Source organism: Streptomyces tyrfis (genome assembly GCF_037034285.1).
In the GTDB taxonomy this organism is placed as follows: Bacteria; Actinomycetota; Actinomycetes; order Streptomycetales; family Streptomycetaceae; genus Streptomyces.
The window spans coordinates 191,383-203,890 of sequence record NZ_JBAGJZ010000008.1; the positions used below are offsets into that span (position 1 = coordinate 191,383).

The following is a 12,508-nucleotide window of genomic DNA, read 5'->3' on the forward strand; positions in this document are numbered from 1 at the left end:
CATCCTGTACAACTCCGGGCCGGACCGCCGAGGATTCACGAGACGAACGCGGGCCGGCGTCCTCGTGCGGGCCGAGGACGCGCTGTTCAGAACGAGTTGGCGGAAAGTCCGCCGGCCGCGCCCGGGCGGGTCCCGACGCGGCGCCCGGACTCGGCATCATGGGACGCAAGCGCCCCCGCGACACGGGGCACGGGCAGGTGCGTACGGAACGCGGCCCCGTGCGACGCGCCGACGAAGCCGAGTCCGGCGGCGCGCGGCACCATGGGCGGGCGCGTCGGAGAACGGAGCCCGGACCATGCCCACCCCGCCCGCCCACGCCCTCGTCGCCACGGACCTGGACGGCACCCTGCTGCGCCGCGACGACTCCGTGAGCCCCCGCACCCGTGCCGCGCTCGCGCTGGCGGCACACGCCGGGGCCCGGCACCTGGTGGTCACCGGACGGCCGGTGCCCGGCGTGCGGCGGCTGCTCGCCGTGCTCGGATACGGCGGGCCGGCGGTCTGCGGGCAGGGGGCCCAGCTGTACGACGCCGGGGCGGGGCGGATGGTGCGCACGGTCACCCTCGACCGCGGCGCCGCCGACACCGCGCTGGGCAAGATCGAGGCCCAGGTGGGCCGGGTGTTCGCGGCCGTCGACCAGGACGGCGCCGACGGACGGACCCTGATCGAACCGGGCTACCGGATGCCCCATCCGAACCTTCCCGCCCAACGCGTCCGCCGCCGCGAAGAGTTGTGGTCGGCGCCCGTCATCAAGGTGCTCATCCGGCACCCGGAGCTCGCCGAGGACGCGCTGGCCGAGGCGGCCCGCGACGCCGTGGGCGACCTCGCGTCCGTGACGCATTCCGGGCCCGGCACGGTCGAACTCCAGCCGTACGGCGTCGACAAGGGAACCGGTCTCGCGCTGGCGGCGGAGTTCCTGGGCACGGACGCCGGCGCCGCGATCGCCTTCGGGGACATGCCCAACGATCTGCCGATGTTCCGGGCGGCCGGTTACGGCGTCGCGATGGCCGGAGCCCACCCGGACCTGCGGGCGGCGGCGGACGAGGTGACGTCGTCGAACGAGGACGACGGGGTGGCGGTGGTCCTTGAGCGGGTGTTCGGCCGCGCCCGAACCGGCCGCGGGGCCCGTCCGCAACCGCCCCGGTGACTGGGTCCCGGCCCAGGGAGCCCCGGCTGCGGGCCGCCGGCCACGGGAAGCCGCCGCCCCGGGCCTCACGCCTCTCCGGGCTGCGGGGCCCGCGCCGGTCCGTCCTCCGGGGCCCGCGCCCGGGGCACCCTCGCCTTCCGCGCGGGCAGCGGACCCGCACCGCCCCGTGCGGCACCCTCGGACGACGCCCCCGAGGTCCCGGAGGTCCCCGGCGACCCTGACGCCCCCGAGGTCACCGAGGTCACCGAGGTCCCCGGCACGCCCAACGATCGCAGCACATGCTCGACCAGCGCCGCGATCGTCTCCTCGTCCGGCACCGGCTTGCGCAGCACATGCCGGTAGTAGACCGGCCCGTACAGCATCTCCACCGCCAGCGGAAGGTCGGCGTCCGCCGGGATCTGGCCCTGTTCCTGGGCGCGGCGCAGGCGGTCGACCGCCTCCTCGAAGCGGGGGTCGACCAGCTTGGCCCTGACCGTCTCCGCCAGCGCGTCGTCGTGATGGACCTCGGAGAGGATCCCGGCGTACGCGGGCCCGAACGGCGGCGTGGACAGCAGCCGCACCGCGCCCATCAGATTCGCCCGCAGGTCGGCGGCGACGTCCCCGGTGTCGACGAACGGCGTGGTGCCGACCAGCGCCTCGGTGAACGCCTCCAGGATGACCGCGCTCTTCGCGGGCCACCATCGGTAGATGGTCTTCTTGCTGACGCCCGCTCTGGCCGCGATCGCCTCGATGGTGACCCGGCCGTACCCCTTCTCCGTGCACAGTTCGAGTGCGGCTTCCAGGGTCGCCCGTCGTGATCTCTCGCTGCGACGCAGTGAACTCGGCGATGTGATCATTCGGTGAGCATAGGTGCGCCGGAGCCTGGCCTTGTTGACAGTCCGTCGCCACAAGTCGAACAATGCTGAGGCGGAAACGGAACGTGCCGTGTCGCAACGTTCCCGCTGTTCGCACCGTTCGCGCCGCGACGAGCCGATCGGGGGACGGCTCGCCCGGCCGACGGTGCGGGGCGGTGTTCCGTACCCCCGGGCCCGCGGTCGCCGGACCGGGCGTCAGGACGAGGCGTGCTTCGCCGGACCGCGCTTCAGGTCGGGGCGTTCCTCGCCGGACCGCGCTTCAGGTCGTGATGTCCTTGGTGGTGAAGCGCGCCCAGGCCGCCGAGCCGAACACCACCGCGTACAGGCCCTGAAGGCCCAGGTTTTTGATCAGCTCGTCCCAGTAGACGGGGGCGCGCAGCAGGTCGGCGTACGACATCCAGTAGTGCGGGAAGAGATAGGGGTGGACCCCGCTCAACTGCGGGATCGTGTCCACGATCTGCACGGTGATCAGCAGGCCGACGGTCGCGGCCATGGCCGCGATCCCGCTGGTGGTGAGGGTCGAGACGAAGAGCCCGAGCGCCGCGAAGCCGATCAGCGACGCCGCGACCGCCAGCGCGATCAGACCGGCCCTCAGCAGCCCTTCGCCGAAGCCGATCCGGGTGCCGGAGATGGTGGTGACCTCACCCACGGGGAAGAGCAGGGCGCCCGTGGCCAGCGCCGACAGCGCCACGACCAGGGTCGCGGCCAGGCAGAACGTCAGAACGGAGGCGTACTTCGTCAGCAGCAGGCGGGTCCGGCCCGCCGGGGCGACCAGCAGATAGCGCAGGGTCCCCGGGTGGGCCTCCCCGGCGACCGCGTCGCCCGCGACGACGCCGACGGCCATCGGCAGGAAGACCGGGAGCGTCACGGCGAGGGCTGCGAAGACCAGGAAGAGGCCGTTGTTGGTGACCTGGGAGAGGAACGCGGGCCCCGCCGCGCCGTCGCCCGGTCCGGCCGGGGAACCGTGGCGCGTCTCGATCCGCACCGCGATCCCGATCAGCACGGGAACGGCGGCCAGCACCCCGAGCAGGGCCACGGTGCGCCACCGGCGGAAGGTGAGGGCGAGCTCGGAGCGGAGCAGCCCGAAGGTCCACAGCGCGCCGCGCGCGCCACGCGTACCGCCCGTACCGCCGGTACCGGCCGTCTCGTCCGGTGCGCCCGGTGCGGCGTTGCGGTCCGCCTTCGCGCGTACGGCGTCAGCCCGCGACATCGAATCCCTCCCCGGTGAGTGCGACGAAGGCGTCCTCCAGTGAGGCCCGCTCGACGCCGAAGGCCCGCACACGCACCCCGGCGTGCACCAGTGCCGCGTTCAGGTCCGCGAGTTCCACGTCTCCCGCCGGGGCGTCGGCGGTCAGCCGCTCGCCGTCGGCCGTGATGCCGGTGACGCCCCGTTCCGCCAGGACCCGGGCGGCCTCGGCGGGGTCGGGGGTCGTGACGGCCAGCCGGCCCCGGGCCCCCGCCGCGAGGTCCGCGACCGGGCCCTGGGTGATCAGCCGGCCGCCCGCCATCACGGCGGCGTGCGTGCAGACCTGTTCGATCTCGTCGAGGAGGTGGGAGGAGAGGAAGACGGTGGTGCCGTCCGCCGCCAGCTCCCGGACCAGGGCGCGGATCTCCCGCATGCCCTGCGGGTCCAGCCCGTTGGTCGGCTCGTCGAGGACCAGCAGACGGCGCGGCCGGAGCAGGGCCGCCGCGAGGCCGAGGCGCTGCTTCATGCCGAGCGAGTACGTCCTGGCCTTCTTGCCGGCCGCCGCGGCCAGCCCGACCCGGTCCAGGGCCTGCCCGGCCCGGGTCCGGCGGGTGCGGGGGTCGGCGGTCGGGTCGGCGGAGTCGTAGCGCAGCAGGTTGTCCCGGCCGCTCAGGAACCCGTACAGCGCGGGCCCCTCGATCAGCGCTCCGACCTGCGGAAGCACCGCGCGGGCCGCGCCCGGCATGGGCCTGCCGAGCACGCGGGCCGTGCCCGACGTCGGCTCGATCAGGCCCATCAGCATCCGGATCGTCGTGGTCTTGCCGGAGCCGTTGGGGCCGAGGAAACCGAAGACGCTGCCGGCCGGCACGGTGAGGTCCAGGCCGTCCACGGCGGCCCGGCCGCCGCCGTACCGCTTGGTGAGGCCCCGTGTCTCGATCACCGGGCCCTCGCCGGTCGCGGGCTCTGTCATGCGTGCTCCCTCGATTCGGTCGGGGGTCGGGGCGGGGCCGGCACGGGGCCGGGGCGGACCGTCCGGGCCGTGGCGGGACCGCCCGGCGCACCCCGAGCCGTGGCCGGGCCGCGACGCCCGGCCGCCCCGTCGTACGGAGGGTACGGCGGGGCGGATGTACGAACGGCCGCGGGGCCGTGCCGCGCGGGCGGCGCCGCGGGGAAGCCGCGACACCGCCCGCGCCGGGTGTCAGGAGGCGCTGTCGGCCGCCTTGACCAGGGTGTCCGGCGTCACGGCGCCGACGTACACCTTGCCGTCGTCGGTCATCAGCGCGTTGATCAGGCGGGTCTTGAAGACCATGCCCGAGCCGAACGTGCCGGAGACCCGGTCGCCCAGCGCGTCCAGGAACTGCCGCGCCTCGGCCGGCACGTCCTCGCCGGACGCCTTCGAGGCCAGGCCGGTGCCGCCCGGGACGCTGATCTCGGCGATCGCGTTCCAGCCCTCGCCGATGACCTTCAGGTCCCCGGCGTCCTTGGCATCCTTGGCGCCCTTGGCTCCTTCCGCGCCCGCGCCCGGCTCACCGATGCCCGGGAACAGGCCGAACCCCTGGGGCCCGTCGGCCTTCCGCCCGGCCTTCGCGTCGTCGGCCTCGGTCACCTGGGCGCCCTTGGGCGGGGTGAACGTGAACGAGGAGGCGGCCGGCTTCCCGAAGTCGACCTGGGTGAACCCGGCGTCCACGACGGCCTTGCCGCCGCCGCTCGGCAGCAGGGTGAACTTCAGCGGCACGCCGTTCTTCGCGTCCACCGCGACGGTGACCGAGGCGACCGTGGAGCCGCTCAGCTTCGGCTTGACGACCAGCCGGTACGCGTCCCGGCCGGCGATCCGCGCCGTGCCGTCGACCGACACCGAGGTGGTCGGGTCCGCGGCCTTCAGGAACTGCTCGGCGAACTCCTTCGGCGTGGTCGGCGCGGACCCGGCGAACGGAGCCGTGCGGCCGTGCTCCCCGGCCGTGCCGTGCCCGCCCGACGCCTGCCGCTCCTTGGCGTGGTACGCCTGGTTGCTGCCGCTGTCGTACGCCCAGACCTCGTCGCCGTTGTGGATCAGGCTGTACTCGGCCGCGTCCTCCAGAACGGAGAGCCGCTGCCGGTCCGGGCCGTCGGCGGCGACCCGCAGGGTGTGCGTGCCGGACGCCAGCTCCGTCAGCTTCTGCTGCGGGTCGGCGCTCGAACCGCCCGAGCCGCCGTCCTGGGCGAGGGAACCGGCCAGGCCGCCCAGTGACGGCAGGCCGAGGTCCGTGCTGATCTTCACCGTGCCGGAAAGCTGCTGGGTGTCCGAGGCGGCGATCTTCTCGATGAGCCGCTGCGCGCTGATCTTCGGCAGATCGGGGTCACCGGTGCTCGCGAGCGCCGGGACCAGCCCGATCGTCGCGGCCGCCGTTCCCGCCACCGCGACCGGGACGATGTAGCGTGCCGCCTTCCGGCGGACCGCGCTCCTGGTCCCGCCGTCGGTCGCCGCGCTGTCGTTCGGTGCCATGTGTGCCCTACCTCCGTGATCGGCGGCCTACGTCCGGATGCACTCCCCCACTCCGCGCCGCCAGTCTCGCCCGATTCGTTCAGGAGTGGATGTACTCCATCCGACCAAATCGGCGGCGCGAGGGCGTCACCCGCGGGAAGCAACTCCGCCTACCTCTCCGGTATGACACGGCTCGCGCCCGGCCCGCCCGACCCGTAGGGGGCGGCATATGGCCGAAGACATGCGTGGCGGAGGGCGCACGAGCACCGGAGCATACGAGCGTCAGGGCGCACGAGCGCCGCGGCGCACGGCACGGGGCGGGCCGCACCCCGGCGCGCGGCACCCGCCGTGCCCCGGCGCTCGGTGCGGGTGTGCCCCGGCGCACGGCCGGCGCTCGACACGGGCTCGACCAGCGCTCGCCCCGGGTGCGGCACCGGCGCTCGGCACCGCCGTGCCCGGCGGTCCGGCACCGGCGCACCCCGGCGCGCGGCGCCCGCCGTATCGCGGCGCGGGCCCGCGCGATGCGCCCCGCGTCACGCCGCCACGTCACACCACCGCGCGGCGCGGGCCCCGTCGCCTCCGGGCCCTCAGCCCGCGCGGTGGACCACCGCGTCGCACATCTCCGCCAGCGCGGCCTTCGCGTAGCAGTCCGGCAGCGGGGCCAGCGTCCGGCGCGCCTCCTCCGCGTAGCGCACGGTGTCCCGCCGGGCCTGCTCCAGCGCCGGGTGGGCGCGCAGCCTGCGCAGCGCCTCGGCGTGCCGGGCGTCGTCCGCGAGGCCGCCGTCGAGGAGCGCGACCAGCTCCAGGTCCTCCGGCCGGCCCTCGGCCGCCGCGCGGGCCCGCAGATGGAGCACGGGCAGGGTGGGGATGCCCTCGCGCAGGTCGGTGCCGGGGGTCTTGCCGGACTCGTGGGAGTCGGAGGCGATGTCGAGGACGTCGTCGGCGAGCTGGAAGGCGACGCCGAGCCGCTCCCCGTACTGCGTGAGGATGTCGACGGCGGACTCGTCCGCGCCGGCCATCAGCGCGCCGAACCGGCAGGCCACGGCGATCAGCGAGCCGGTCTTGCCGCGCATCACGTCGAGGTAGTGCTCCACCGGGTCGCGGTCGTCGGGGCCCGCGGTCTCCAGGATCTGGCCGGTGACCAGCCGCTCGAACGCCTCCGCCTGGATGCGCACGGCCTCCGGGCCGAGGTCGGCCAGTATGTGCGAGGCGCGGGCGAAGAGGAAGTCGCCGGTCAGCACCGCCACCGAGTTGCCCCAGCGGCTGTTGGCGCTGTCGACGCCGCGCCGCACGTCCGCCTCGTCCATCACGTCGTCGTGGTAGAGCGTCGCGAGATGGGTCAGCTCCACGACGACCGCCGCGGGCACCACGCCCGGCGCGTCCGGGTCGCCGAACCGCGCGGCCAGCATCGCCAGCAGTGGCCGGAAACGCTTGCCCCCGGCGCGTACCAGATGCTGGGCGGCTTCCGTGATGAAGGGCACTCCGCTCTTGGTGGCTTCGAGCAGCCCGGACTCGACAGCGGCCAATCCGGCCTGGACATCGGCCTCGAGAGCGTGGTCCCGCACGCTCAGTCCGAACGGCCCGACGACGGTCACGAGGGGATCTCCTGTCTGCTGACGATCACACGGAATGTCGATGTGTCGCTGCCATCACTCAAGTCAGCGTATCCGGTCCCCTTTGGATCAACGTGGGCGGCTTCCCGCCACCGCCGGTATGTTCGGGATCAGCTCATACGATCAGGAGTAGTCCTTTTGTCTCGCACGACAACCGATACCGAACCGACGCAGTCCCCGCCTGCCGACGACCACGCCTTTTTCGGCCAGCCGCGGGGGCTGATGACGCTGTCCGGCCTGGAGGTCTGGGAACGGTTCTCGTTCCTGGGCATGCAGGCGATCCTCGTCCTGTACTTCGCGGACACGGTCGCCCGCGGCGGCATGGGGATGGAGGCCGGCACGGCGGCGTCCGTCTCGGCCGCCTACGGCACCCTGGTCTACCTGGTCTCCGTGGCCGGCGGCTGGCTGGCCGACCGAATCCTCGGCTCGTACCGGGCCGTGCTGTACGGCGGGATCCTCATCGCCTGCGGGCATTACGCCATGGCGGTGCCCACCGACGCCATGACCTGGACCGGCCTGGGTCTGATCAGCGCCGGGACGGGCCTGCTCAAGCCCAATGTGGCGGCCATGGTCGGCAAGCTGTACCGGACCGACGACGAGCGCCGCGACGCCGGGTTCGCGCTCTACTACATGGGCATCAACATCGGCGCGTTCCTGGGCCCGCTGGTCACCGGCTGGCTCGGCGACCACGCGAGCTGGCACTGGGGCTTCTCCGCCGCCGCCGTCGGCATGACCCTGGGCCTGATCCAGTACGTGCTGGGCCGGCGTCACCTGATCGGCCGAAGGCACGGCGCCGAATTCGCGCTGTCGCCGCGCTCCATGCGGCGCGCCGTGCGGCTGATCGTGACCGGCGCCGTCGTGGTCGCCGCGGTCGCCACCGGGCTGTCCCTGGCGGGGTGGCTCACCATGGGCCGGTTCGTCGACGTGCTCACCGTCGCCTCGGTGATCGCCCCGGTCGTGTACTTCGTGGTGATGTTCCGCAGCCGGCAGGTCACCGCCGAGGAACGCGGCCGGCTCCGCCCGTACGTGGTGCTGTTCCTGGCCTCCGTCGTCTTCAACTTCATCCTCTTCCAGGCGTACTCGACGATGATGCTGCTGGCGTCGACCAACGCCCGCACCGAGATCCTCGGCTTCCACTTCCCGGCCGGCTGGTACGCCTCCGCGCTGGGCGCCTTCGAGGTGGCGCTGGCCCCGGTGGTCGCGGCCGTCTGGGCCCGGATGGGGCCGCGCCAGCCGCACGCCTCCAACAAGATCGCGATCGGGGTGATCCTCGGCGGTCTGTCCTTCCTGCTGATGGTGGTGCCGACCTCCGGGCACTCCGGTGACACGTACCGGATGGCCGCCTGGTGGATCGTCGGCTCGTACCTGCTGCTGGGGCTCGGCGACATCCTGCTGGAGACCTCCGGCATGTCGGCGTCCACCAAGCTCGCGCCGAAGGCGTTCGCCGGCCAGACGATGGCGCTCTGGTTCCTCTCGCTGGCCCTCGCCAACGGCATCCAGGCCCAGGTCGTGAAGCTGTACGGCGAGGTCTCCAACCCGGCCTACTTCGGCGTCAACGGCGCGATCGCGGTGGTGGCCGGGGTGGCCGTCATCGCCGCCGCCCCCTGGCTCAGGCGCACCATGCACCCCGTCCACTGACCCGCACCCCGCGCGTCCCGGCCGCGGCGCACGCCCCGGGCGCCCGCACCCGCGCACCCCGTCCACCGACGCACCACGCGCCCCGTCGACTGAGGTACCGCCATGCACATCCGCACCACGTTCCCGTATGACACCACCCATGAGGACGTCCTCATCCCGCTGCCGGACGGCACCCGCCTGTACGCCCGGATCTGGCGGCCGGTCACCGACGAGCCGGTCCCCGCGCTCCTCGAATACCTGCCGTACCGGCTGAGCGACTGGACGGCCCCGCGCGACTGGCAGCGCCACCCCTGGTACGCGGGCCACGGCTACGCCTCCGTCCGGGTGGACGTGCGCGGCCACGGCAACAGCGAGGGCATGCCGGGCGACGAGTACGACGCGACGGAACTGGCCGACGGCGTCGCCGTCATCCACTGGCTGGCCCAGCAGGAGTGGTGCTCCGGCCGGGTCGGCATGTTCGGCATCTCCTGGGGCGGCTTCAACTCGCTCCAGATCGCCGCGATGGCCCCCGAGCCGCTGAAGGCCGTCGTCACCGTCTGCTCGACCGACGACCGCTACGACAACGACGTCCACTACATGGGCGGCTCGGTCCTCGGCGTCGACATGCACGCCTGGGCGGCCACCATGCTGGCCTTCGTCTGCCGGCCCCCGGACCCGGCGCAGGTCGGCGAGGGCTGGCGGGACATGTGGCTGAAGCGGCTGGAGGGCGTCCGGCCGTTCATCCACACCTGGCTGGCGCACCAGACCCGCGACGACTACTGGAAGCACGGCAGCGTCTGCGAGGACTACTCCGCGATCCAGGCGCCGGTCCTCGCGGTGGGCGGCTGGCACGACCCGTACCGCGACACCGTGCTGCGGCTGGTCGAGCACCTGCCGCCGGACCGGGTGCGCGGGCTGATCGGCCCGTGGTCGCACCAGTACCCGGACCGGGGCCTGCCGCCGGGACCGGCGATCGGCTTCCTGCAGGAGACGCTGCGCTGGTGGGACCAGCATCTGAAGGGCGCGGACACCGGCGTCATGGCGGAGCCGCTGCTGCGGTCCTGGATCAGCGAGTCGCACCGGCCCGCCACCGCGTACGAGACGCTGCCCGGCCGCTGGGTCGGCGACGCCGTCTGGCCGTCCCCGAACGTGTCGACCGTCGCGTACGCGCTCCAGGGCGGCCCGCAGATCGTCGACTCGCCGCAGCGGACCGGCCTGGACGCGGGGCGGTTCTTCCCGTTCGGCAACGACGCCGACCTGCCGCCGGACCAGCGCGACGAGGACGCCAAGTCGGTCTGCTTCGAGTTCCCGGTCGAGGGCGCCCCGATCGAGATCCTGGGCCGGCCCCGGGTGAGGCTGCGCCTGCGGATGGACGCGCCGCGCGGGCAGGCGATCGCCCGGCTCTGCGACGTGGCGCCGGACGGCTCCTCCACCCTGGTCACCCGCGGCGCGCTCAACCTCTCCGCCCGGCACGGCCGCGACCGCGCGGTGGACTGGCCGGCGGGCGCGACCGAGGAGGTGGACTTCGAGCTGAACGGCATCGGCCACACCTTCCCGCCGGGCCACCGGATCAGGCTCGCGGTGTCGTCCGCGTACTGGCCGTGGATCTGGCCGCAGCCGGGATCGGTGGGCTTCACCCTGGACGCCGAGGGCAGCTTCGTCGAACTGCCGGTGCGCCGGCACACCGAGGACCCGGAGATCCGCTTCGAGGAACAGGAGCAGGCCCCGCCGCTCGGCGTCGTCCACCCGGCGCAGCTCGACGGGCAGCGGCCCGAGCGGCTGGTGGTCCGCGACGTCGCCAAGGGCGAGTGGCGGCTGGAGGTCGACCCGCGCTACGGCGGCACCCGGGTCTACCCGGACGGCCTCGAATTCACCGAGGACGCGCTGGAGACGTACACCATCCAGGAGGACGACCCGCTCTCCGCGCGCACCCGCTCCGACTGGTCGGTCCGGCTGCACCGGCCGGAGCTGGCCTGGGACGTGCGGATCGAGACCCGCTCCGAGATCAGCGCCGACGCCACCGACTTCATCACCTCCGACGAGGTGGTGTGCCGGGACGGCGGCGAGGTGGTCTTCCACCGCACCTGGGAGAAGCGCATCCCGCGCACGGCCGGCTGAGCCGCGGGGGCCCGTGCGCCCGGTGCCGGCTCCCCGCCGGACGCGCGGGCCCAACCGCAGAGGCCCCGGCGGGGCGCGCGGGCCCGGTCGCACGGCCCCCGGTCGGGCGCGCGGGCCCGGCGCCGCCGGGAGCTTCCGCCGAGCCCCGCGCGTGTGCCCCGCGCGCACCGGGCACGTCGGAACTTTCCGGGTGTCGCGGACAGTTGGGACACTCCCGTGGGCGGCGGCGCCGACGTAACGTGTCCCCCAAGCGACCTGGAAAGCGAGGCGGCAACACATGCCCGAGCAGAGCAGCCCGCTCGATCTGGCCGAGGGCGATCCCTTCGGTCCGCACAACCTTCCGTACGGTGTGTTCTCCACCCCCGACCGCCCCGAGGACCACCGGGTCGGCGTCCGCATCGGCGGTCATGTGCTGGACGCCGGGGCCGCCGCGCACGCGCTCGGCTCGCCCTACGCGCGGCTCCTCGCCCAGCCGGACCTGACCGGGCTGCTGGCCGCCGGCCGGACCGCCTGGCGGGACGTCCGCCGGGCCCTGACCGCGTGGGTCACGGTCCCCGCGCACCGCCCGGACGTCGAACCGCTGCTCCACCCCGTCGAGTCCGTCACGCTGCACCTCCCGTACCGGGTCGCGGACTACGTCGACTTCTACGCGAGCGAGCACCACGCCACCAACGTCGGGAAGATCTTCCGCCCGAACGGCGACCCGCTGACGCCCAACTGGAAGCACCTGCCGATCGGCTACCACGGCCGGTCCGGCACCGTCGTCGTCTCCGGCACGGACGTGGTGCGCCCGTCCGGCCAGCGCAAGGCGCCCACCGACGCGGCCCCGGTCTTCGGCCCGTCCGTGAAGCTGGACATCGAGGCCGAGGTCGGCTTCGTCGTCGGCGTCGGCTCCGAGCAGGGCCGGCCGGTCCCGCTCGCCGACTTCCGCGAGCACGTCTTCGGGCTCTCGCTGCTCAACGACTGGTCGGCGCGGGACATCCAGGCGTGGGAGTACGTGCCGCTGGGCCCGTTCCTCGGCAAGTCCTTCGCCACGTCGGTGTCCGCGTGGGTGACCCCGCTGGAGGCCCTGGAGGCGGCCTGGACCGCGCCCCCGGCCCGGGACTTCCCCCTCCTCCCCTATCTGGAGGACGGCGGCGAGGAGCGGGACGGTGGGCTGGACCTGCGCATCTCCGTCGCGATCAACGGGCAGACCGTCGCGGAGCCGCCGTTCGCGACCATGTACTGGACCCCGGCCCAGATGCTGGCCCAGATGACGGTGAACGGCGCGTCGCTGCGCACCGGGGACCTGTACGGCTCGGGCACGGTCAGCGGCGCCGAGCCCGGCCGGCGCGGCTCGCTCCTGGAGCTGACCTGGAACGGCCGCGACCCGCTTGACCTCCCCGACGGCAAGCGCACGTTCCTGGAGGACGGCGACACGGTCACGATGACGGCCTGGGCCCCGGGACCGGACGGCACCCGCGTCGGCCTCGGCGAGGTGACGGGCCGGATCGTCCCCGCCGCCTGACGCACGCG

8 protein-coding genes and 1 pseudogene are annotated in these 12,508 nt (G+C 74.0%); 4 read left to right on the top strand and 5 right to left on the bottom strand.

The features are described 5' to 3' along the window. The first annotated feature begins 295 nt into the window (after nt 1-295). Nucleotides 296-1,144: an HAD family hydrolase gene (locus WA762_RS09070; protein WP_335934615.1), complete on the top strand. Its 849-nt coding sequence runs from the start codon at nt 296-298 to the stop codon at nt 1,142-1,144. A 251-nt stretch (nt 1,145-1,395) separates the two neighbouring features. Here WA762_RS09070 and WA762_RS09075 read toward each other — a convergent pair. The 5 genes and pseudogenes from WA762_RS09075 to WA762_RS09095 all read right to left on the bottom strand — a co-directional run. After that, a pseudogene (locus WA762_RS09075) lies at nt 1,396-1,980 on the bottom strand (TetR/AcrR family transcriptional regulator); the annotation flags it as partial. 277 nt (nt 1,981-2,257) lie between these two features. After that, entirely contained in the window at nt 2,258-3,208 is a 951-nt protein-coding gene (locus WA762_RS09080; RefSeq protein WP_335934616.1) for an ABC transporter permease, read from the bottom strand. Then, nucleotides 3,195-4,154 (bottom strand): ABC transporter ATP-binding protein, encoded by a 960-nt coding sequence (locus tag WA762_RS09085; RefSeq protein ID WP_335934618.1) that lies wholly within the window; start codon nt 4,152-4,154, stop codon nt 3,195-3,197. The genes WA762_RS09080 and WA762_RS09085 overlap by 14 nt, the downstream gene beginning before the upstream one ends. Before the next feature lie 228 nt (nt 4,155-4,382). Then, nucleotides 4,383-5,666 (bottom strand): LolA family protein, encoded by a 1,284-nt coding sequence (locus WA762_RS09090; protein ID WP_335934620.1) that lies wholly within the window; start codon nt 5,664-5,666, stop codon nt 4,383-4,385. Nucleotides 5,667-6,232: 566 nt separating this feature from the next. Further along, nucleotides 6,233-7,240, bottom strand: coding sequence for a polyprenyl synthetase family protein (locus tag WA762_RS09095; RefSeq protein WP_335934622.1), 1,008 nt, complete (start codon nt 7,238-7,240; stop codon nt 6,233-6,235). Between the two features lie 156 nt (nt 7,241-7,396). On the opposite strand from WA762_RS09095, the gene WA762_RS09100 reads away from it, so the two are divergent. The 3 genes from WA762_RS09100 to fahA all read left to right on the top strand — a co-directional run bounded on the left by WA762_RS09100 (nt 7,397) and on the right by fahA (nt 12,500). Continuing rightward, a complete protein-coding gene (locus WA762_RS09100; protein ID WP_335934624.1) occupies nt 7,397-8,896 on the top strand; it encodes a peptide MFS transporter in 1,500 nt (499 codons plus the stop codon). A 102-nt stretch (nt 8,897-8,998) separates the two neighbouring features. Further along, nucleotides 8,999-10,993, top strand: a complete 1,995-nt coding sequence (locus WA762_RS09105; RefSeq protein WP_335934626.1) for a CocE/NonD family hydrolase — start codon at nt 8,999-9,001, stop codon at nt 10,991-10,993. A 277-nt stretch (nt 10,994-11,270) separates the two neighbouring features. After that, on the top strand, nt 11,271-12,500 hold the full coding sequence (gene fahA, locus WA762_RS09110) for a fumarylacetoacetase (protein WP_335934628.1): 1,230 nt from the start codon (nt 11,271-11,273) through the stop codon (nt 12,498-12,500). The last annotated feature ends 8 nt before the right edge of the window (nt 12,501-12,508 follow it).